At 70.8% G+C, this 19169-nt stretch carries 25 protein-coding genes; 10 read left to right on the forward strand and 15 right to left on the reverse strand.

All coding sequences use genetic code 11. From position 1 onward, the window contains the following. Positions 1-13: 13 nt before the first annotated feature. The 4 genes from OG505_RS32980 to OG505_RS32995 form a co-directional block, all read right to left on the reverse strand. On the reverse strand, positions 14-1060 hold the full coding sequence (locus OG505_RS32980; RefSeq protein ID WP_405429937.1) for a LacI family DNA-binding transcriptional regulator: 1047 nt from the start codon (positions 1058-1060) through the stop codon (positions 14-16). Positions 1061-1126: 66 nt separating this feature from the next. After that, a complete protein-coding gene (locus OG505_RS32985; RefSeq protein WP_405429939.1) occupies positions 1127-2092 on the reverse strand; it encodes a carbohydrate ABC transporter permease in 966 nt (321 codons plus the stop codon). Position 2093: 1 nt separating this feature from the next. Beyond that, a complete protein-coding gene (locus OG505_RS32990; protein WP_405429941.1) occupies positions 2094-3140 on the reverse strand; it encodes a carbohydrate ABC transporter permease in 1047 nt (348 codons plus the stop codon). A gap of 70 nt (positions 3141-3210) precedes the next feature. Then, a complete protein-coding gene (locus tag OG505_RS32995) occupies positions 3211-4557 on the reverse strand; it encodes an ABC transporter substrate-binding protein (protein ID WP_405429943.1) in 1347 nt (448 codons plus the stop codon). A 252-nt stretch (positions 4558-4809) separates the two neighbouring features. Here OG505_RS32995 and OG505_RS33000 point away from each other — a divergent pair, with 252 nt between their 5' ends. Then, the gene (locus OG505_RS33000; protein WP_405429944.1) at positions 4810-5583 is read left to right on the forward strand and encodes a peptidoglycan DD-metalloendopeptidase family protein; all 774 of its coding nucleotides are present in this window, start codon (positions 4810-4812) and stop codon (positions 5581-5583) included. A gap of 51 nt (positions 5584-5634) precedes the next feature. On the opposite strand, the gene OG505_RS33005 is transcribed toward OG505_RS33000, so the two are convergent. From OG505_RS33005 to OG505_RS33025, 5 genes are all read right to left on the reverse strand, one after another. After that, the gene (locus OG505_RS33005) at positions 5635-6129 is read right to left on the reverse strand and encodes a TspO/MBR family protein (protein ID WP_405429946.1); all 495 of its coding nucleotides are present in this window, start codon (positions 6127-6129) and stop codon (positions 5635-5637) included. A gap of 151 nt (positions 6130-6280) precedes the next feature. Next, complete coding sequence (locus tag OG505_RS33010) at positions 6281-6424, reverse strand: GPGG-motif small membrane protein (protein WP_007464364.1); 144 nt, start codon at positions 6422-6424, stop codon at positions 6281-6283. Beyond that, on the reverse strand, positions 6415-7191 hold the full coding sequence (locus OG505_RS33015; RefSeq protein ID WP_405429949.1) for a metallophosphoesterase: 777 nt from the start codon (positions 7189-7191) through the stop codon (positions 6415-6417). The genes OG505_RS33010 and OG505_RS33015 overlap by 10 nt, the downstream gene beginning before the upstream one ends. 10 nt (positions 7192-7201) lie before the next feature. Further along, the gene (locus OG505_RS33020) at positions 7202-7477 is read right to left on the reverse strand and encodes a hypothetical protein (RefSeq protein WP_354860927.1); all 276 of its coding nucleotides are present in this window, start codon (positions 7475-7477) and stop codon (positions 7202-7204) included. Then, on the reverse strand, positions 7474-8235 hold the full coding sequence (locus tag OG505_RS33025; protein WP_405429951.1) for a nucleotidyltransferase family protein: 762 nt from the start codon (positions 8233-8235) through the stop codon (positions 7474-7476). Before OG505_RS33025 ends, OG505_RS33020 begins: the two co-directional genes overlap by 4 nt. Positions 8236-8240: 5 nt before the next feature. Here OG505_RS33025 and OG505_RS33030 point away from each other — a divergent pair, with 5 nt between their 5' ends. Further along, positions 8241-9002 (forward strand): dTMP kinase, encoded by a 762-nt coding sequence (locus tag OG505_RS33030; protein ID WP_405434867.1) that lies wholly within the window; start codon positions 8241-8243, stop codon positions 9000-9002. On the opposite strand, the gene OG505_RS33035 is transcribed toward OG505_RS33030, so the two are convergent. Then, complete coding sequence (locus OG505_RS33035; protein ID WP_405429953.1) at positions 8987-9679, reverse strand: SDR family NAD(P)-dependent oxidoreductase; 693 nt, start codon at positions 9677-9679, stop codon at positions 8987-8989. The two genes, OG505_RS33030 and OG505_RS33035, sit on opposite strands and share 16 nt — an antisense overlap. 104 nt (positions 9680-9783) lie before the next feature. On the opposite strand from OG505_RS33035, the gene OG505_RS33040 reads away from it, so the two are divergent. From OG505_RS33040 to OG505_RS33055, 4 genes are all read left to right on the forward strand, one after another. Further along, positions 9784-10800: an NAD-dependent epimerase/dehydratase family protein gene (locus OG505_RS33040; protein WP_405429955.1), complete on the forward strand. Its 1017-nt coding sequence runs from the start codon at positions 9784-9786 to the stop codon at positions 10798-10800. Positions 10801-10875: 75 nt separating this feature from the next. Beyond that, the gene (locus OG505_RS33045) at positions 10876-11790 is read left to right on the forward strand and encodes a MurR/RpiR family transcriptional regulator (RefSeq protein ID WP_405429956.1); all 915 of its coding nucleotides are present in this window, start codon (positions 10876-10878) and stop codon (positions 11788-11790) included. Continuing rightward, complete coding sequence (gene murQ / locus OG505_RS33050; protein ID WP_405429958.1) at positions 11787-12743, forward strand: N-acetylmuramic acid 6-phosphate etherase; 957 nt, start codon at positions 11787-11789, stop codon at positions 12741-12743. Before OG505_RS33045 ends, murQ begins: the two co-directional genes overlap by 4 nt. Before the next feature lie 400 nt (positions 12744-13143). Further along, entirely contained in the window at positions 13144-14133 is a 990-nt protein-coding gene (locus OG505_RS33055; protein WP_405429959.1) for an RNA polymerase sigma factor RpoD/SigA, read from the forward strand. A gap of 71 nt (positions 14134-14204) precedes the next feature. Here the strand turns inward: OG505_RS33055 and OG505_RS33060 are convergent, their stop codons facing one another. Then, the gene (locus OG505_RS33060) at positions 14205-15182 is read right to left on the reverse strand and encodes an NlpC/P60 family protein (RefSeq protein WP_405429960.1); all 978 of its coding nucleotides are present in this window, start codon (positions 15180-15182) and stop codon (positions 14205-14207) included. A gap of 540 nt (positions 15183-15722) precedes the next feature. Here OG505_RS33060 and OG505_RS33065 point away from each other — a divergent pair. Further along, positions 15723-16205, forward strand: a complete 483-nt coding sequence (locus tag OG505_RS33065; protein WP_405429962.1) for a DUF6232 family protein — start codon at positions 15723-15725, stop codon at positions 16203-16205. Positions 16206-16266: 61 nt separating this feature from the next. Here the strand turns inward: OG505_RS33065 and OG505_RS33070 are convergent, their stop codons facing one another. Together OG505_RS33070 and OG505_RS33075 are read right to left on the reverse strand one after the other, a co-directional pair. Then, positions 16267-16593 carry a DUF3817 domain-containing protein gene (locus OG505_RS33070; protein WP_405429964.1) on the reverse strand — a complete coding sequence of 109 codons (327 nt, stop codon included), beginning with the start codon at positions 16591-16593 and terminating at the stop codon, positions 16267-16269. Positions 16594-16619: 26 nt separating this feature from the next. Next, positions 16620-17051, reverse strand: coding sequence for a hypothetical protein (locus OG505_RS33075; RefSeq protein ID WP_405429966.1), 432 nt, complete (start codon positions 17049-17051; stop codon positions 16620-16622). Between the two features lie 130 nt (positions 17052-17181). Between OG505_RS33075 and OG505_RS33080 the strand changes: the two genes are divergently transcribed. From OG505_RS33080 to OG505_RS33090, 3 genes are read left to right on the forward strand one after another with little or no spacing between them, the layout of a single operon-like run. Next, on the forward strand, positions 17182-17520 hold the full coding sequence (locus OG505_RS33080) for a DUF6158 family protein (RefSeq protein WP_234582098.1): 339 nt from the start codon (positions 17182-17184) through the stop codon (positions 17518-17520). Next, positions 17520-17846 carry a hypothetical protein gene (locus OG505_RS33085; RefSeq protein ID WP_405429967.1) on the forward strand — a complete coding sequence of 109 codons (327 nt, stop codon included), beginning with the start codon at positions 17520-17522 and terminating at the stop codon, positions 17844-17846. Before OG505_RS33080 ends, OG505_RS33085 begins: the two co-directional genes overlap by 1 nt. A gap of 49 nt (positions 17847-17895) precedes the next feature. Beyond that, positions 17896-18438: a DUF1360 domain-containing protein gene (locus OG505_RS33090; protein ID WP_405429969.1), complete on the forward strand. Its 543-nt coding sequence runs from the start codon at positions 17896-17898 to the stop codon at positions 18436-18438. A 63-nt stretch (positions 18439-18501) separates the two neighbouring features. On the opposite strand, the gene OG505_RS33095 is transcribed toward OG505_RS33090, so the two are convergent. Together OG505_RS33095 and OG505_RS33100 are read right to left on the reverse strand one after the other, a co-directional pair. Continuing rightward, the gene (locus OG505_RS33095; protein ID WP_363679722.1) at positions 18502-18696 is read right to left on the reverse strand and encodes a hypothetical protein; all 195 of its coding nucleotides are present in this window, start codon (positions 18694-18696) and stop codon (positions 18502-18504) included. A 40-nt stretch (positions 18697-18736) separates the two neighbouring features. Continuing rightward, positions 18737-18961, reverse strand: a complete 225-nt coding sequence (locus OG505_RS33100; protein WP_405429971.1) for a hypothetical protein — start codon at positions 18959-18961, stop codon at positions 18737-18739. Between the last annotated feature and the right edge of the window lie 208 nt (positions 18962-19169).

Genomic DNA, 19169 nt, shown 5'->3' on the forward strand with positions numbered 1-19169 from the left:
GGATGGTTGGGGTTCAGTGTGCCCGCGGCGGCGCGGTGGACTCTCGGACCACCAGCCGAGTGGGCAGGATCACCGGTGTGTCGCCGTCGGCGGTCCGTTGACCGATGATCGGGCTCAGGTTGCGGGCTCCGAGCGGGTCGAGCAGCATTCGGGCCGCCAGCCGGCCCTGTTCGGCGGCGGGCTGGGCGATGGTGCTGAGCCCGAGCACGCCGGCGAGGTCGTGGTCGTCGATGCCGACCACGCTGACGTCCTGCGGTACGCGCAGCCCGGCGTCGCGCAGGGCGCTCATCGCGCCCATCGCCATCTCGTCGCAGGCGGCGACGATCGCGGTCGGCGGAGCACCGCGGGCCAGCAGCTCGGCGGCGGCCCGGTTGCCGCCGTCGATGGTGAACGACGACTCGACGTCCAGGCTCGGATCGGGTCGCAGGCCGGCGGCCCGCAGCTCCGCCTGGTAGCCCCGGCGCCGGTCGAGGTGGGTGGTGAAGGCCAGCTCGTCGTCGGGGTCTCCGGAGATGTGCGCGATCCGCCGGTGGCCGAGGTCGAGCAGGTGGCGGGTGGCCATCCGCGCGGCGGCGACGTCGTCGATCCGTACGCACGGCCAGTTGGGCACCCTGCTTCCCGAGCTGATGGTGACGCCGGGCAGGTCCAGGGCGGCCAGCGCGGTCAGGTCCGCCGGGCGCAGCGGTGTGGCGACCAGCATCATGGCGTCGACCCGCTTGTGCAGGTTGGCGGTGCGCAGCACCCGCTGGCGGATCTGCTCCCGACCGCCCAGGTTGTAGAGCAGCAGGTCGTAGCCGGAGTGGTGCAGATACTCCTCGACCGCCTCGACAACCGTGCTGAAGAACCAGCGGGTGATCCGGGGTACGACCACCGCGACCGTGCCGGTGCGGCCGCCGGCGAGCCGGGACGCGCTCGGCGAGACCGCGTAGTCGAGCTGCTCGGCGGCCGCGAGGACTCTGCGTCGGGTGGCGGCCGAGACGGTCGGCAGCCCGCGCAGGGCCCGCGAGACGGTTGCCGTGGAGACCCCGGCCAACCGGGCCACATCATCAATCTTCGTCACGGTTCCCCCGCTCGGTACCCCTCGCCCGCCGCCGCCCTCAGGGGCAGACGGCGGCGGGCAAGCGGGTCAGCCCTTGACGCTGCCGGCGAGCAGACCTCGCACGAAGAAGCGCTGCAGGGACAGGAACACGATGAGGGGTACGACGATCGAGACGAACGCGCCTGCGGTCAGCCGCTGCCACTCGTTGCCCCGGGTGCCGGCCATCTCGGCCAGCCGAACCGTGAGCGGGGCGGTCTCGTTGCCGCCACCGGCGAAGATGAGCGCGACCAGCAGGTCGTTCCAGACCCAGAGGAACTGGAAGATGCCGAACGCGGCCAGCGCCGGGGTGATCAGCGGCAGCACGATGGTGCGGAAGATCTTCGGGTGGGTGGCCCCGTCGACCCGGGCCGCCTCCATCAGGTCCCCCGGGAGCTGCGAGATGAAGTTGTGCAGCAGGAAGACCGCGAACGGAAGCGCGAAACAGGTGTGTGCGAACCACACCTGGGCGAACTTCTGCTCGTCGACCAGGTCCCACGCCGGCATCAGGGTGACGCCGCCGAGGGTGACGCCGGTGGAGAAGAACTTCAGCAGCGGCACCAGGGCCATCTGCAGCGGGACGATCTGCAACGCGAAGATCGCGATGTAGAGCCAGTCCCGCCCGCGGAAGTTGATCCACGCCAGCGCGTACGCGGCCAGGGCCGCGAAGGCGAGCGGGAAGAGCACCGACGGGATGGTGATCGCCAGCGAGTTGATGAAGTAGCTGGCGAGCTGCCCGGACGACGACGACCGCCCGAAGAGGACCTGTTGGTAGTTCTCCAGCGTGAACTGCGGGTTGGTGAAGGCCGTCCACCAGCCGGTGGTCTTGATCTCGTCCTCCGGACGGAGGGAGGAGACGAACAGGCCGAAGGTCGGGATGGTCCAGACCACCGCGATGACAATGGAGACCAGGGTCGCCGTACGGCTGTTGAGTCGTCGACGGACCCGCCCGGCGGCGGTCTTCGGCGTGTCGGTCTTCTGGGTGCCGGCGGCGACGGTGGGCGTTGCGGTCGTCATCTCAGCCCTCCCGCTGCTGACGGAGGTTACGGATCTGGTAGATGACGACCGGGATGACCAGGACGAAGAGGAAGACCGCGAGCGCGGAGCCCTGCCCGTTCTGGCCGTACCGGAACGCCTGGTTGTACATCTCGCTGGCGATCACGCTGGTGTCGTAGTTGCCGTTGGTCGAGGTCCGAACGATGTCGAAGACCTTGAGCGTGGCGATCGTGAGGGTCACCACCACGACGATCAGCGCCGGTCGGATGCTCGGCATGGTGATCCGCCAGAACATCTGCCACGGGCCGACCCCGTCGAGCCGGGCGGCCTCCACGATGTCACCGGGGATGGACTTGATCGCGGCGGAGAGCACCACCATGGCGAAACCGGCCTGGATCCAGACCATGATGACGATCAGCAGCAGCGTGTTCAGGGGTGATTCCAGCAGCCACTGCTTCGGTTCGCCGCCGAGGCTGACCACGATCTGGTTGAGCAGACCGATCTGGTCGCCCTCGCCGCGGTAGGCGTAGACGAACTTCCAGATGATGCTGGCGCCCACGAAGGAGATCGCCATCGGCAGGAAGATCAGCGACTTGGCCACGGCCTCGAACCGGGCCTTGTCCACCAGGACGGCGTAGATCAGGCCGAACGCGGTCGCCACCAGCGGGACCAGGACCACCCAGACCAGGGTGTTGATCAGGACCCGGAGCATCGAGTCGTCGGAGAACATCCAGCTGTAGTTGCGCAACCCCACCCACTCGGTGCTGCTCCCGTTCATCAGGGAGAGCAGCACGGTGCGGATTGCCGGCACGACCAGGCCGATGGTGAGCAGCAGCAGCGTGGGCAGCAGGAAGAAGAGCGCGAAGACTCCCTCCCGTGGTCGCGTTCGGCGGGGGAGGGGAGCTCCACTCGCCGACGCGGCGACGAGCTGCGCCTCCCGTCGCCGGGCGAACCACGCCGGTACGACGTCGAGCAGCAGGAGCAGACCGCCCACCACCACCACGAAGGCGACCAGCCCGTACATCAGCATGAGGAGCTTCGGCTGCTCATCGGCGAAGTCGAACTCCATCAACCCTCCCTTCCGGGTCCGGATCGGCCGGTGGCCCGGCCCGCTGTCGCGGACCGGGCCACCGCCGGGATCACTTCGGCCAGCTGCTCTCGATGCCCTGGAGCACCGGGGCGGTCTGCTTGCCGTTCAGCCAGTCGACCATGCCCTTCCAGAACGTTCCCGCGCCGACGGCGGCCGGCATCAGGTCGGATCCGTCGAAGCGGAAGACGCCGGTCTTGTCCTGCAGGATCTGGACGGAGAGCTTGTCGATCGGGCTGGCGACGTTGGCGATGTCCAGCTTGTTGTTCGCCGTGACCCAGTTGCCGAGCTTCGCGCGGCTGTTGACGTACTCGGCGGAGGCCAGGTAGGTCTGCACCGCCTGGACCTCGGGGCGGTCGGCGTAGGCGACGACGAACTCGCCCGCGCCCAGCACCGGCTTGCCCTTGGCCGCGTCGATGGCCGGGAAGTAGAAGGCGAACGCGTCGCCGTCCAAGGCCACCTTGGTGCCCTCGGGGAACTGGTTGGCGTAGAAGGACGCCTGTCGGTGCATCGCGCACTTGCCGGTGGTCACCGGAAGGCCCGCCTCCTGGAAGGCGGTGGTGGTGATGCTCTTGACGCCGCCGAAGCCGCCGTTGACGTACTTCTCGTTCTTCAGGATGGTGCCGGCGCGGTCGACCGCGTCGACGACCCGCGGGTCGTTGAACGGGATCGCGTGGGTGGTCCACTGGTCGTAGACCTCGGCGCCCGCCGTACGCAGGAGGACGTCCTCGATCCAGTCGGTGGCCGGCCAGCCGGTGGCGTCACCGGACTCGACGCCCGCGCACCACGGCTTCGTGCCACTGGCGGCGATCTTGTCGCTCAGGGCGATGAGCTGCTCCCAGGTGGTCGGGACCTCCCAGCCCTTCTCCTTGAACGTCTTCGGCGAGTACCAGACGAAGGACTTGACGTTCGCGCCGAGCGGCACGCCGTAGAGCGTTCCGTTGACGGTGCCGTACTTCAGCCAGTCGGCCGGCATGTTCTGCTCGGCCAGGGCCTTGGTGTCGGCGCCGAGGGACTTCAGCTTGCCGGCGTCCGCGAACCGCTTCACGAGGCCCGGCTGGGGCACGAAGGCGATGTCGGGCGCGTTGCCGCCGTCGACCCGCACGGGGAGCTGGGCCTCGAACTCGCCGCTGCCCTCGTACGCGATCTCGATGCCGGTGCAGTCGGTGAACTGCGACCACGACCGCTCGAGCAGGTCGGCCTCGGCGTCACGGATGGACGCGTAGATGGAGACCTTCTTGCCGTCGTTGCCCTGGTACTTCTCGTATGGGGCGCACTCCGCGGAGCCCGCCTTGTCGCTCTTCTTGTCGTCACCGGTACCGCAAGCGGTGGCGCTGAGCGCCAGCCCGAGCACACCGGCGATCACGAAGGCCTGGCGTGGTCTGGTAAAGACCGCCATGCCGTCCTCCTTCCTAGCCGGCGTGGTCTGGTGCTGGTGACCCTCGCCGGTCCGATTGGGCGTCCACACATGTAAGCGCTTGCATCCGGTCTGGTCCACCCCCCTGTCAGACACGAGCGAGTAACAATCCCGAAACCTCGTCTCCGCTGGCTGGGCGCGCTCCCAGTGGTGGATGCCGCCGCTATCGAAGATTGGCGATATCTGTCAGGCTGGGGCCATCTCATCGAAGGTTTTAAACGTAGGAGGAGCTGGATGCGTAAGCGGTGGATCAGCCTGCTGGTGACGGGCCTGCTCGTCGGAGGAGTCCTCGCGCCGGCCAGCCCGGCGCTGGCCGCGCCGACCTTCAAGGTGCCGTTCCCGTGCGGCCAGTCCTGGTCGGGGCAGACCCGGTCGGATCACAGCCCGGCGAACGCGGTCGACTTCAACCGCACCGACGACCTCGGTGACCCGGTGGTGGCCAGCGCCCCCGGCACGGTCGACCGGGTCACCGACCTCGGCGGCACCAGTTACGGCAAGTACGTCCGGATCGACCACGGTGGCGGCTACACGACCTACTACGCCCACCTCAAGGGCTTCAACGTCTCGGTGGGGCAGACCGTCGGCTACGGCAAGGTGATCGGCTGGGTGGGCAGCACCGGCGGGTCCACCGGCCCCCACCTGCACTACGAGCAGCGCCTCAACGGCAACGACATCCAGGTCAGGTTCAACGGCACCCTCGGCCTGTACTGGGGCACCAAGACCTACACCAGCAACAACGGCTGCTCGTCGGGTACCGGCAACGCCACGGTCGACACCAGTGGCACGCCGCTGACCGTCCGCTCCGGCCCGGGCACGGGGTACGCCTCGGTGGGCACCGTCGCCGACGGCACCCGGGTGACCATCGCCTGCCAGACCAGCGGCACCACAGTCACCGGCACGTACGGCACCAGCTCGATCTGGGACCGCATCGGCAGCGGGCGCTTCATCGCCGACGCGTACGTCTACACCGGTTACGACGGCTACATCCCGAACGTGCCCCGCTGCTGACGGGGCTCGGTCCTCCGGCGGGGCTGCTTCCCGCCGGAGGACCGGCGCCGGTCACGCGTTCAGTTGCCAGATCGACAGGTTGAGCGCGGCGGCGAACGTGACCCACGCCCAGTACGGCAGCAGCAGCGCGGTCGCGACCCGGGACACCCGGGCGAAGAGCGCCACGGTGAGGCCGACCGCCAGCCACATCACCACGATCTCGGCAAACGCCAGCCCGTACCGCCCCGCGCCGAAGAACAGCGGCGTCCAGATGGCGTTCAGGACGAGTTGGACGGTCCACGCCCAGAGCGCGGGGGAGAAGCCGACCCGACGCCACACCAGCCAGCCGGCCAGGGCGATCAGCGCGTAGAGCACCGTCCAGACCGGCCCGAAAAGCCAGGACGGCGGTGCCCAGCCCGGCTGGCGCAGGCCTGCGTACTCGTCGGTGGTGCCCTGCACGCCCAACCCGCCGATCGCGGCCGCGACGAAGACCGCCGCCGCGAAGCCGGCGAGCGCCCAGCGCGACCGTCGGCCGGACGTGGGCCGTGCCTCGCGAGATGTCTCCATGGTCGAGATATTGCCGCTCCACCGTCGGGTCAAACCCACAAGAAAGCGCCGGGGCCGCCGCGGCCGGTGCTTCTGTCGGGAGGACGAAGCTCCGGTCGCGGCGACCCCGACGGGTCCCGGTGTTCCGACGAGTTGTCAGAGGGTGCGAACGTCAATTGAAGATGCTGACACCACCCGGGCCGACCAACAGCCCGACGACGATGAGGACGATGCCCCACAGGATCTGCCGGCGGAACAGCGCGAGGATGCCGGCGACCACGAGTACGACTGCGAGAATCCAAAGAATCAGCTCCATGACCTTTGACTACCCGACCCTCCGATCGGGGAAACCTGGTCGGTGTCGAGTTGATCCCCGACATGAAAGACGCTGTACGCCTGCTTGATCACCGGGTGCGCCACATTGCGGACGCGTACGCCTCCCGGGGTGGTGCCGCGCTCGGTGCCGGCGTGCGCGTGCCCGTGCACGGCCAGCGCCGTGGGCGCCGAGTCGATCGCCTGCCCGAGCTGGTACGACCCCAGGAACGGGTAGATCTCCAGCGGCTCGCCGGCCAACGTGTCCGGGACGGGCGAGTAATGGGTCAGCGCGACGAGCATGTCGCAGTCCAGCGAGCGCAGGGCCGCACCGAGGCGCTCCGCGCTCTCGTTGGTGGTCCGGACGAACGCCTTCATCTCCGGCTCGCCGAAGTCGCTCGCGCACCGGCCGGCGAACCCTCCGCCGAAGCCCTTGACGCCGGCGATGCCGAGTCGCCCGCCCGCGCAGTCCAGCACCACGCCGTCGCCCTCCAGCACGGTGATGCCCGCGTCCTCGAGCACCTTCACCACCTGCGGCACCTGGTCACACTGGTGGTCGTGGTTGCCCAGCACCGTCACCACCGGCACGGCCAACCCGCCGAACTCCTGCGCCACGCAGCGCGCCTCGGCCTCGGTGCCGTGCCGGGTCAGGTCGCCGGCCAGCAGCAGCACGTCGGCGCACTCCGGCAGCTCGTCCAGCGCCGGGCGGAACCGGCCGACCACGTCCTCGTCCAGATGCACATCGCCCACGGCGGCGATCCGGATCACCATGAAACCTCCCTCAGGGCAGTTGCTCGATCTCCGTGGGCGCCTGGGCGCGGATCACACCGATGTCGCTGGTGATCGGCACGTCCGGGAAGCGCTCCGACACCCGGCGCAGGATCTCCTCCCGCCGGTGTGGGCTCTCCACCTCGCCGTAGAGCACGAGGGCGCGTTCCCGCCGGACCACGGTGATCCCCTGTTCGGCGACGGCGGGATCCTCGGAGAGCAGCCGGTGGATCTCCGCCTCGACGTACTCGTCCGGTGGGCCCGCGCCACTGTCGCGATCGTGCGTCACGGTGTCTCCTCTCCTGGTTGGGTGCCGGTGTCCGGCACCACCTCCAGCCGGTCCAGCAGCACCAGAAACGCCTCGGCGTACGGCGAGTGCTGCGTCTCCTTGCGTACCCGTTCCCAGTCGATCTGCTCCCGCAGCGACCGGGCCAGTGGCAGGCCGCGGGCGAAGTCGCAGTAGTGCTGGGAGAAGCTCAGCAGCTTGTGCACCATGAGCTGGGTGGCGGACAGGACCGGCATGTGGATGGCGTCCACCGGCCGCACGACGGTGTCGGCGAACGTCTCCTCGGTCACCGGCGTCTCGATCGGCCGGTGGATCAGATCCACCATTCGCCCGTCGTCGAAGACCTTGACCAGCCAGTCCTCCGGCGGCCGCTCGGCGCTGAAGCCCGCGGCCACGAGCGCCTCCAGGGACCGCTCGACGTCGACCTCGCGGATCAGGAAGTCGACGTCGTGGTCGCTCGAGTGGCCGCCGTGGGCGTAGACGGCGAAGCTGCCGCCCAGGGCGAACGGGATTTCGGACTGCTTGAGCACGGCGGCGACCTTTTTGAGGGTGTGCACCAGACTCTCGTCCCCGCGCTCAGCCATCTGGATCTCCCGTCGGTCGTGTTGGTGGACAGGCGGTTGGATTCGAACTCCCGTACCCGGCATTCCGGTCGCCCACACCTGCTGTCGTCGCGGTCGGGTGCCAACGGGGACAAACAGCCACAAACAGCGCAGGCCGCAAGCATGGGTTGGATAACCTGTCGAGGGTGGCCAGATCATCGGGGATGCGACGCGGCCGAGCCCGATTGCGCACCGTCGCCCTGATCGGCATCGACGGCTCGGGCAAGACCACGCAGGCACACCGGCTGGCCGACGCGCTGACCGCCGCCGGCCGTCCCGCGACGTACCGCCGCAACGCCAGCGGGCGTCGCTGGCTCGGTCGGCTCGCGCACCGGCTCGGCCTCCCGGACGCGCAACGGCTCGTCGGGCGCGACGGCGTCCTGGCGGTGGAGTCCGTGCTGCGCTGGCTCGCCATCGCCGCCGCCCTGCTCAGTTGCCTGCTCACCGGCCGGACGGCGGTGATGGACCGCTACTCGGCCTGCCAGTACGCCAGCATCCGCGCGCACGGCGGCCACCGCTGGGAGCGTCTGGCCCGGGCCGGCTACCGGCTGTTCCCGACGCCCCAGGTGACCTTCCTGCTCGCCGTCGACCCGGCCGTGGCGTACCAGCGCATCGAGGAGCGCGGCACCGACCACGAGTCGATGGGCTGGCTCACGGCGGCGGACACCGCCTACCGGACCCTGCCCGAGTACCCGAGCTTCATCCTCGTCGACGCGGGCCGCTCGGCCGAGGAGGTGACCGAGCAGATTCAGGCGCACCTGGCGACCTGGCTGCGGTCGGACGTCCGCCCGGACCCGACCCGCCGAACGGCGGAGGGGTCAGCGCCTCCCGACGAGCCGCCGCCGGCGCCCCCGGCCGCCGCGCCGGCGCAGGAGCGGGCCGGGTGCGGCGACGTCGCGTCCCTGCTCGTTCAGGCGCGTCCGTAGACCGGAACGCTGGCCCCGGTGGTCGGCGCGGACTCCGTCGAGGCGAGGAAGCGGATCACCGGCGCGATCTCGGCCGGCGTGACCCAGCGGGAGTGGTCGGCGTCGGGCTGCGTGGCCCGGTTCGCCGGGGTGTCGATGACGCTGGGCAGCACGGTGTTGCAGCGCACGTTGCGGGAGCGGTATTCGACCGCTACCGCGTTGGCGAACGCCAGCACCGCGGCCTTGGCGGTGATGTAGCCGGCCGCTCCGGCGAACGGGGTGAGGGCCGCACGGGCCGAGACGCACACCACCGCGCCGCCGCCGGCCGCGACCAGGTGCGGCAGCGCGGCCTGGGTGACCAGGTAGGTGGGTCGCAGGTTGACGGTGAGCATCCGCTCGAACTCCTCGACCGGTGTCTCGTGCACCAGGCCGCCGCTCGCGTACCCGCCGACGAGGTTGACCACCGCCCGCAGCGGCGCCGCGGGGTCGCCGACGGCGGCCTCGACGACGCGGGCCGCGCCGGCCGGGTCGGTCAGGTCCGCGATGACCTGGACCAGCCCGTCCGCCGCCGGCTCCGACCCGGGCCGGGCTGCCCGCCGCGGTACGACCACCCGCCAGCCCGCGTCGACGAAGGAGGCGACGACCGCCCCGCCAAGCCCGCCCGTGCCTCCGGTCACCACCACGCTGCGCTCTGCCATGCGCCACACGCTAGCGTCCACGGCGACGACCCATCGGGCGACCGGCGCTCTGCCGACAGCAGAGTGGTTGGCATGACCGGCCACCGGCGGCGCAGGATCGGCGGATGCGGATCCTGATTCTCGGTGGCACCCGGTTTCTCGGCCGGGCGGTGGCCCGGCTCGCCGTCGCGCAGGGCCACGACGTGACCTGCGCGGCTCGGGGAGTGTCCGGTGTCGCGCCGACCGGTGCGCGGTTCGTGCCGGTCGACCGCGACGACCCCGAGGCGCTGGTGTCGCTCGCCGGCGAGGGCTTCGACGCGGTGGTGGACGTGACCCGCCAGGTCAGCCATGCCCGGCACGCGCTCGCCGCGCTGGCCGACCAGGTCGGTCACTGGTCGTTCGTGTCCACGATCTCGGTGTACGCGGACAACACCACCCCGGGTCAGACCGCTGCGGACGCGCCGCTGCTGTCGCCTGCCCCGCCGGACGTGGACGCTCCGGTCGGCCCGGACCACCGCTGGTACGGCGAGTGCAAGGTCAGCATCGAGCGGCTGGTCCGCGAACTGATGGGCGCGCGGCGGTCGTTCATCTGCCGGGCGGGGCTGATCGTCGGCGCGGAGGACCCGAGCGACCGCTTCCCGTACTGGGTGCGCCGGCTGGCGAGCGGCGGGAAGGTTCTCGCGCCCGGACGGCCGACCGACCGGGTGCAGTTCGTGGACGTCGCCGACCTGGCCGGCTGGTTGCTGCGCGCCGCCGACTCCCGCCTCGCCGGCACGTACGACGGCATCGGCCCGGCGATGTCCCGCGCTGATCTGCTGACCGGCGTGGCGGCCGGTCTGGGTGTCACCGACGCGCACCTCACCTGGGTCGAGCAGGACTTCCTGTCGGCTCGCGACGTACGCGAATGGTCGGGGGAGCGGGCGTTGCCGCTCTGGGTGCGACTGCCGGAGTGGGCTGGCCTGATGGACCGGGACGCCCGGCCGGCGCTGGAGGCGGGTCTTACGGTCCGTCCGTTGTCCGACACCGTTCGGGCGACCGTGTCCTGGATGACAGCGCGGCCGGACGCCGTACGGCAGGGTGGACTCGACCCGGCGGACGAGGCGGCGATCCTGGGGGAGTGGCAGGCTGAGCGAAACGCGTGATCCGGCTCGTCGACACTTTTCCCACCACACGTGGTCATGGTTGACGCTCACGCCTCGTGAAAGTAAGTTTCATCCGTGGCGAAGAGTCCGAAGATTTCTGCGAGTCACGAGCCTGGTGGACTGATCGTCCACATCAGCGGGCTGTTGCCATCGCTGTCGCCCGCCGAGCAGCGGGTCGCCCGGCTGGTCGTGTCCGATCCGGCCGCCGCCGCCCGGCGGACCATCACCGACCTCGCCACCGCAGCGGAGACGTCGGAGGCGACCGTCATCCGGTTCTGCCGATCGGTCGGCATGGACGGCTATCCACAGCTGCGTATCCGGCTGGCAGCCGAGGCCGCCCGCCGCATCGAGCCGCCGGACGCCCGGGTCGTCGGCGGTGACATCCCGCCCGGCGCAGACCTCGCCCAGATCATCGCCACCATCGCGTTCAATGACGCCCGAGCCGTCGAGGAGACCGCCGAGCAGCTCGACCCGGCCGTCTGCGAGCAGGTGGTCGAGGCGATCGCGGGCGCGGGCCGGATCGACATCTACGGCGCCGGCGCCAGCGGGTTCGTCGCCTCCGACTTCCAGCAGAAGCTGCACCGCATCGGGCGGATCGCCTTTTACTTCCCGGACGTGCACACCGCGTTGACCTCGGCCGCCCTGCTCGGCCGCGGTGACGTCGCGATCGGCATCTCGCACACCGGCACCACCTCCGACGTCATCGAGGTGCTGGAGCAGGCTCGCACCCGGGGCGCGGTCACCGTGGCGCTGACCAACTTCCCGCGCTCGCCGATCACCGAGGTCGCGGACTTCGTGCTGACGACCGCGGCCCGCGAGACCACCTACCGCTCCGGAGCGACGGCCAGCCGGCTCGCCCAGCTCACCGTAGTCGACTGCCTCTTCGTCGGGGTGGCCGCCCGCAACCGGTCCCGGGCCCGCAAGGCCCTGGAGGCGACCGCCGAGGCGGTCCAGTCGCACCGGGTGGGTGCCAGTCGGAGGCGGGCATGACGCCCGGTTCGGTGGAGCCGGACGAGGACGTGTCAGCACCGCCAGCCCGCCCGACGGTCCGGGTGGGCGCACCCACCGAACGACGCAACCCCCTCAGCGCGGACCTCGACCTGATGTCGACCCGGGACGTGCTCACCGTGATCAACGAAGCCGATCGGCGGGTGCCGGCGGCGGTCGCCGCGGTGCTCGACGAGATCGCCACCACCGTCGACCTGGCGGTGGCGGCGTTGCGGGGCGGGCACCGGGTGCACTACTTCGGGGCCGGCACCTCCGGCCGGCTGGGCGTGCTCGACGCGGCCGAGCTGGCTCCCACCTTCAACTCGCCCCGGCACTGGTTCTGTGCCCACCTGGCCGGCGGCCCGGACGCCATGTGGCGAGCCGTGGAGGACGCCGAGGACGACGACCGGAGCGGGGCGGACGAGGCCGCCGGATGTGTGCGCGCCGGTGACCTGGTGGTCGGTCTGGCGGCCAGCGGACGCACCCCGTACGTCCTCGGGGCGCTCGCCGCGTCCCGCGCCGCAGGCGCCTCGACGGTGCTGCTGTGCGCCAATCCGGAGGCGGAGGCCGCCCGGTCGGTCGACGTGTTCATCGGGGTGGACACCGGACCCGAGGTGGTCACCGGGTCGACCCGGATGAAGGCGGGCACCGCGCAGAAACTGGTGCTGAACACGTTCTCGACCGCCGTCATGGTGCGCCTGGGTCGGGTCTACTCGAACCTCATGATCGACATGGTGGCCACCAACGCGAAGCTCCGGGGACGAATGATCTCGATCCTGGTCGAGGCGACCGGCTGCTCGGAGGAGGTCTCCCGACGGGCCCTCAGCGAGGCCGACGGCGACCTGAAGACGGCGCTGGTCTCACTGGTCTCCGGAGCCGAGGTGGCGGCCGCCCGAGCCGCCCTGGCGCGCTCCGCCGACCAGGTTCGTGGGGCTCTCGCCCTGCTCGCCTCCTAGCCCGTACCGCCCGGGAAGCGAACGGGGCTCCGGATTGTTCATCGGGGCGGGGGGTAATAACACCCCCGTGGATGAACCGACGGCTCCATCGCTGCGTATCTGGCAGTGACCAGGATCGCAGCGCGGAGGTGAGCCGGGTCGCTGTGCCGGCACGGCGGGCGGTGTTGCCATGGTGCGGGCGATCGGCGATTCGTCGACCCACCAACCCGTTCGAGGTGCCCAGCGGCGAGCCACCCGACGGGTGCTGACAGCAAACATGGACCGTGCTCTCAGCAACTACTCAGGCATTCGTGACACTTTCGACTCACGACATGGAATCCCCGACACGTCTCATCTGTTGTGTAGGTGTCAGCGACGGTGGGCACAGCAGAAGTTACCAGGGGCTGACCGGACGTGGGGAATGGCAAGGAACCGGGCAACCGGCGCGAGCGAGGGGACCGTGGGCAACGTGGACAAGAACATCGGCATGCGCACCGACGAGGTTGCCGAGGAGCGCGACCTGGTCGGCGTCTACCTGCACGAGATCTCCCGGACGCCACTGCTGGACGCCGCCAAGGAGGTCGATCTCTCCAAGGCGATCGAGGCTGGCCTCTACGCGGAGCACCTGCTCGGCAAGGACGCCGTTCCCGACGGTGTCGACCGGGCCGACCTGGAGCAACTGGTCGTCGAGGGTGAGCGCGCGAAGGACCTCTTCATCCGCGCCAACCTGCGACTGGTCGTGTCGATCGCGCGTCGTTACGTGCGCTCGGGCATGCCCATGCTGGACCTGATCCAGGAGGGCAACACCGGCCTCGTCCGGGCGGTCGAGAAGTTCGACTACGAGCGTGGCTACAAGTTCTCCACCTACGCCACCTGGTGGATCCGCCAGGCCATCAGCCGGGCGATCGCCCAGCAGGAGCGCACCGTCCGTCTGCCGGTGCACCTGGTGGAGGACGTCAACCGGATGCGCAACGTGATCCGGCAGCTCACCCGTGAGCTGGGCAGCGACCCGGAGCCGGAGCAGATCGCGGCGTCGCTCGGCGTCACCGTCGAGCGGGTCAACGAGTTGCGCCGCTGGTCGCAGGACACCGTCTCGCTGGACACCCCGGTGGGCGACGACGGCGACACGAACCTCGGCGACCTGGTCGCCGACAGCGACGCGCCGTCGCCGGAGGACATCGTCCTCAGCGGCCTGGAGCGGCAGCGCATCGAGGGGTTGCTCAACCACCTCGACGACCGGTCCGCCGGCATCATGCGGGCCCGCTACGGGCTGGAGGACGGCCGCGAGCACTCGCTGACCGAGGTCGCGTCCCGCTTCTCACTGTCCCGCGAGCGGATCCGCCAGCTGGAGATCCAGGCCCTCGGCCGGCTCCGCGAGCTGGCCCGGGCAGAGGGGCTGCAGGCAGCCTGACCTGGTAGTAATGACGGCGAACGGCCGGCGTCCGATAGGGGGACGCCGGCCGTTCGCCGTCACGGAGCGGGCTAGCGGACCCGGCCGTAGCCGTGGATGGACATCATGTTCATGCCGCGCTTGAGCACGTTGCGACCGGGGCTCGGCGCGTCGATGACCTGACCGTCGCCGACGTAGAGAGCGACGTGACCGAGCCCGCTGTAGAAGATCAGGTCTCCCGGGCGCAGGTCACCCCGATCGATGTGGGCGACCGCCCCCCACTGCAGCCGTGCGCTGTGCGGCAGCGACCGGCCGGCCGTCCGCCAGGCCGCGAGGGTCAGTCCGGAACAGTCGTAGCCGTTCGGCCCGTCGCCGGCCCACACGTATGGCTTGCCGATCGCCCCGAAGGCGTAGCGCACGGCCGCGCCGGCGTCCCCGGCCACGGCGGGCACGTTCTTGGCCTCAGCCTCCGCAGCCTTGGGCGCGGGTCGCTCGGTGGCGGCCCCGTACGCCTGCCGGCGCAGCTCGTACAGGTCGGCCAGGTCACTCTCGATGCGCTTCCTGCCCGCCGCCAGCTCGCGGGCCTGGGCGGCCTGCCGGGCCAGCGTGGCGTCCAGGCGTGTCTTCTCGTCGAGCAGCCGCCGCTGGTTCGCGGTGAATCCGGAGATGCGCTCCTGGCGCTGGCGGGTCAGCTGATCGAGGGTGCCGAGCCGGTCGAGCAGAGCGACGGAGCCGCCGGGACGCAGCAGCGCGTCCGCCGTACTCAGACCACCGCTCTTGTACGCGGTGTTGGCGAGTGCCGCGACGTCGGCCCGGCTCTGCTCGGCCTGCTGTTCCAGAGGGCCGATGCGGGCCTGTAATCGGGCCACCGCGGTCTTGTTGACCTTGATGTCCTCGGTGAGCTTGTTGTAGGACTCCACGATCCGTTCCAACTCGGCCGAGGACGTCTCGATCCGGTGGGTCAGATCGGCGGGGGACGGCTCGGCGTGGGCCACCGCCGTCGGGGCGATCAGTGCGGCCGACATGCCGGCCAGCACCGCGGTGCGCAGCAGGGTTCTCAGGGATGACAAGAGCGAAGGGCTCCTCTCCCACGGCCGCCGACGGGGCTGCTGACGCCCCCGGCGACACCGGCCGGGGCCACCCGGGTGGACGGCACTGGGCCGGACCGGCTCGCCCAACCTAACCCGGGACGGTTGTGCCGCGCAGTTGAAGCAGGGGCGAATGTTGGCGAAGTGGCGGGAAGTGCCGCTGCTGTCGCTGACACCAGCGGGGCTGCTGACGCGGAATGAGGGGTCGCCGGTGAGCCCTTTTTCGTATCCGCTGACCGATATCTGACATTCGTCGTTCCGGGCGTATGCCGTCGGATGACCTCCGGCAATATCCGATAAAAGACGAAATGGATGCTGTTTCGCGGCGATGTCCCCCGGTCGGGTGAGCCTGTCGAAATCGTAAATGCCCAGGTGGAGTGGCGGTGCTCCAACACAATGGACCCGCAGCCGGGAATCCCGTCCCCGGGCAGCGATGCCCGGCCACGGACCGAACCCCGGCAGACCGCCCCCACGGGAGGAACCGTGAATCGTGAAGGCGCAAAGACGCGACCGCAACGAACGGTGCCCGGAGCCAGGTCCACGCTGCTGTACGCGCGACCCGGCATCATCGTCACCGTCGACCGGTTCACCGTCGGCCGCACCAGCTATCGCGTCGTCGACCTGACCCACCTACGCACCACCCGAGGCCCGCACGACCGCATCGCCGTCCGGGCCGTCGTGATCACCGCATCCATGATCGGCCTGGTCGGCCTGCTCCTCGGCTTCAGCGGCGGCCTGCAACGGTTGACCGCCGAGGCGTACCTCATCCTCGGGGCGGTGCTCCTGCTGCCGGCGGCACTCGCCCTGGTCGGCGACCGCTGGCGGCCACCGCCGTACGAGCTGTGGGGATGGCACCGGGGCGCCGAGGTGCTGCTGTTCAGTGCCGACGACGAGCGGCAGTTCGGCCAGGTCACCCGGGCGCTGCTGCGTGCCCGGGAGGTCAACCGGTACGGCGGCTGGGTGGACCCCCTCGCCTCGGCGGACCCGTGGCGGCCCAGCCGCTGACCAGACCCGCCGCCGGCCGACCGGCCGGCGGCCCTGGCCTTGCTCGGCTCCTGCCGGCCGGTCAGCCGGCGACCGGCTCCGGCGTCCGGGTCGCGGGCCGGTCCAGCCAGGCGGTGACGCGACGCTCGGCGTAGAACGAGACGAAAGGCACGGTGCCGGCGAGCATCACCAGGAGCATCCGCTTCAGCGGCCAGTCGGCCCGGCGGCTCAGGTCGAACGCGGCCACCAGGTAGATCATGTAGAGGAAGCCGTGCGCCGGGCCGACCGTCTCCACCACCACCGGGTTGTCGAACGCATGCTTCAGTGGCATGCCGACAACGACCAGCAGGATCAGCACCACGCCCACGATCCAGGCGATCACGCGGTACCGGGTAAGGGCTGCGCCCACCTTCGTCCGTCCTTCCGAGCCCCGGCTCAGCCGGGATAGTCACCGGGCCGGGCGCCCGGATTGGCGTTCAACCATGACAGGTAGTCGTTGTAGGCGGCCAGATCGTCGTCGCCGCGCGTCGCGTCGACCGGCACCCGGGCCACCCGCACCGGTCGGCGTACCGCCGGTCGAGAGCCGGTGGTCGTGCCCGGCGCCGGCTCGACGGCCGGCGCCTCGGCGGGGTCTGCCGGCGCCTCGGCGGCCGCCTCCGCGTTGCGGCGGGCCAGCCGCACCTCGCGCCACCAGACGTACACCACGAAGCCGGCGAAGATCGGCCACTCGACCGCGTACCCCCAGCTGAGGTTGTTGCCGGCCGTGGCCCGGCTGATCTGCCACCAGCCCAGCCCGAGGAAGCCCACGACCAGCACGACCATGGCCACGTGACGTGCGATCCACGCCGGGGTCCAGAGCCACCTCATGGCGTCGAGGGTACCGGGAACGGCGGCGGTCTCCGACACCGTGTCGTAGGTGCCACGCGGGCGGGATGGTTTGGCGTCACCCGGTGTGGGCATCCGTCTAGACGCCAGCCCAAACGAGACCAGGGGGGCGATGATGACCGGATCGGTACGCGAGGACGGCTTTGGGTCCAGCGGCAGCACGGAGATGAGCCCGGAGCAACGGGTGCCCGAGTGGGGCGGCGACCACCTCGCCGACTCCGGTGGCGCCGATCTCGACGGCGACGCGCTCGGCGTCGACCCGACGGAGCTGACCGACGACGATCTGATCCGCGAGATGCACAGCCTGCACCGCACCCGGCTGGACACCCTCCGGCACGCGGCGGACTCCGCGCTCGCCAACCACCTGCGGCGCACGGCGGAACTGGAGACCGAGTACCTCGCCCGTCACCCGGGCCGGGAGGTCGACCCGAGCCGCCTGCGGGACGCCTGATGCCGGCGCGAGCCGTGCGCGGCGTGTCCGCGCCACCCGAGGTGGTCTTCAACACAGCCACCGACCCGGCCCGGGCCTCGGCCTGGTTGCCGGCGCCACTGCGCTCCGACGGTAGCCCTCCCGCCGAGATCAGCGGCGAGGAGCTGCGGGCCCGCTGGGGCCACGCCGACTGGGCCGCCGAGATCCAGGTGGATCCGGTCGACTCCGGTGGCGCCCGGATCCAGCTCGACCTGACCGACGGCTCGGGCGCCGATCCGGAGCAGTTGGCCGACGAGGCGCTGACCAACCTCGCCCGCGAGGTCGCCGACAACCTCCAGGCCGGCTGACGCCGTCACCGACGGCCGCTTACGCACCACGACGACAGTGAGGAGAACGGTGAGCGACATTGGCCTGCGACAGAAGGCGGCACGGCTGCGCCGGGCGTACGCGCCGCACGAGCACCGGCCGCTCGGCGGCTACCTGGCGGCGATGGGCACCTATGCCGGAGTGACCGGGGCGCTGGCCGGCCTGGTCAAGGTGACCGGCCGCCCGGTGCCCGAACGTCCCGCCCCCGCCGATGTCGTGTTGCTCTCCATCGCCACGCACAAGCTCAGCCGGCTGCTGTCCAAGGACGCGGTCACCAGTCCCCTGCGGGCGCCGTTCACCCGCTATGACCGGCCGATCGGCAGCGGCGAGGTGATGGAGCAGGTTCGCGACTCGGGCAGCTCCACCCGGCACGCCATCGGCGAGCTGCTGAGCTGCCCGTTCTGCCTGGCGGTCTGGGTGGCCACGGGGCTGACCGGGGGCCTGGTGCTCGCCCCCCGCCTCACGCGTCTGGTGGCCACCGCGCTGACGGCGGTGGCCGCGTCCGACTTCCTCCAGATGGCGTACGCCACGGCGCAGCAGGCCGCCGAGGGTGGGCACGACGACGAGGACTGAACCGACCGACGAGCGCAGCACAGCGGGGGTCGGCGGATTCGCCGGCCCCCGCTGTCGTACGCGTCAACGCTGCATGCCGGACCAGCCGTGCGGCGACTCCGGCTCCCGTTCGTCCTCGTCCTCGCCGGTGATGATGTCCCGGTCCACCGCCGTGCGGTCGTGCTCGTTGGCGAAGTCCGGCTCGGGCGTGGTGTCCCTGCCCTTCGGCGGCTGACCCAGCGCCGGGACCTTCTCGTCACGGTCCTCGTGGTGCGTCATGGTGGTGTCCCTTCGGGGTCGCTGGCTTCGCTGGTCCGGCTCACGCGAGGTTGCCGCCCAGCAGGTCGCTGGCCTCGTCCACCGCGTACTCGCCCTCGGGCAGCGCGTCGATGCGCGCGAGCAGGTCCGCGGGAAGTTCGGCGGCCACCGCCCGGCGATAGATGTCCGCCTGGGTGACCCGCTCCTGACCTCGGAAGATGTCGTCGAGCAGGTCGTCGAGGGCGCCGGTGTCCGGCTCGTCGGTCACGGATGCGTCGTCGCTCACGCCGATCAGCTACCCGGGGCGGAATCGGTCAAACGTCGCGCTGGCGGCCCGAGGTCCGGCAGCGCCGGCCCAGGGAAAACAGCGCCGCCCCCGAGCCTTGTGAGCCGGGGGCGACGCTGGTGTCGGTGTGTAGGTCGCCTCTCGGCGAGTGGCGCGACGCGGCTCCAGCCGAACGGTATTCCGCGAGGGCTATTTAGGTGAGGCCCGG

Source organism: Micromonospora sp. NBC_00617 (assembly GCF_045161355.1).
In the GTDB taxonomy this organism is placed as follows: Bacteria; Actinomycetota; Actinomycetes; order Mycobacteriales; family Micromonosporaceae; genus Micromonospora.

What these genes read in the sequence shown, in the direction of transcription:
- OG505_RS32985 (WP_405429939.1), bottom strand. Translation starts at nt 2,092, where the DNA reads ATGACGACCGCAACGCCCACCGTCGCCGCCGGCACCCAGAAGACCGAC.
- OG505_RS32990 (WP_405429941.1), bottom strand. Translation starts at nt 3,140, where the DNA reads ATGGAGTTCGACTTCGCCGATGAGCAGCCGAAGCTCCTCATGCTGATG.
- OG505_RS32995 (WP_405429943.1), bottom strand. Translation starts at nt 4,557, where the DNA reads ATGGCGGTCTTTACCAGACCACGCCAGGCCTTCGTGATCGCCGGTGTG.
- OG505_RS33000 (WP_405429944.1), top strand. Translation starts at nt 4,810, where the DNA reads ATGCGTAAGCGGTGGATCAGCCTGCTGGTGACGGGCCTGCTCGTCGGA.
- OG505_RS33005 (WP_405429946.1), bottom strand. Translation starts at nt 6,129, where the DNA reads ATGGAGACATCTCGCGAGGCACGGCCCACGTCCGGCCGACGGTCGCGC.
- OG505_RS33010 (WP_007464364.1), bottom strand. Translation starts at nt 6,424, where the DNA reads ATGGAGCTGATTCTTTGGATTCTCGCAGTCGTACTCGTGGTCGCCGGC.
- OG505_RS33015 (WP_405429949.1), bottom strand. Translation starts at nt 7,191, where the DNA reads ATGGTGATCCGGATCGCCGCCGTGGGCGATGTGCATCTGGACGAGGAC.
- OG505_RS33025 (WP_405429951.1), bottom strand. Translation starts at nt 8,235, where the DNA reads ATGATCTGGCCACCCTCGACAGGTTATCCAACCCATGCTTGCGGCCTG.
- OG505_RS33030 (WP_405434867.1), top strand. Translation starts at nt 8,241, where the DNA reads ATGCGACGCGGCCGAGCCCGATTGCGCACCGTCGCCCTGATCGGCATC.
- OG505_RS33035 (WP_405429953.1), bottom strand. Translation starts at nt 9,679, where the DNA reads ATGGCAGAGCGCAGCGTGGTGGTGACCGGAGGCACGGGCGGGCTTGGC.
- OG505_RS33040 (WP_405429955.1), top strand. Translation starts at nt 9,784, where the DNA reads ATGCGGATCCTGATTCTCGGTGGCACCCGGTTTCTCGGCCGGGCGGTG.
- murQ (WP_405429958.1), top strand. Translation starts at nt 11,787, where the DNA reads ATGACGCCCGGTTCGGTGGAGCCGGACGAGGACGTGTCAGCACCGCCA.
- OG505_RS33055 (WP_405429959.1), top strand. Translation starts at nt 13,144, where the DNA reads ATGGCAAGGAACCGGGCAACCGGCGCGAGCGAGGGGACCGTGGGCAAC.
- OG505_RS33075 (WP_405429966.1), bottom strand. Translation starts at nt 17,051, where the DNA reads ATGAGGTGGCTCTGGACCCCGGCGTGGATCGCACGTCACGTGGCCATG.
- OG505_RS33080 (WP_234582098.1), top strand. Translation starts at nt 17,182, where the DNA reads ATGATGACCGGATCGGTACGCGAGGACGGCTTTGGGTCCAGCGGCAGC.
- OG505_RS33085 (WP_405429967.1), top strand. Translation starts at nt 17,520, where the DNA reads ATGCCGGCGCGAGCCGTGCGCGGCGTGTCCGCGCCACCCGAGGTGGTC.
- OG505_RS33095 (WP_363679722.1), bottom strand. Translation starts at nt 18,696, where the DNA reads ATGACGCACCACGAGGACCGTGACGAGAAGGTCCCGGCGCTGGGTCAG.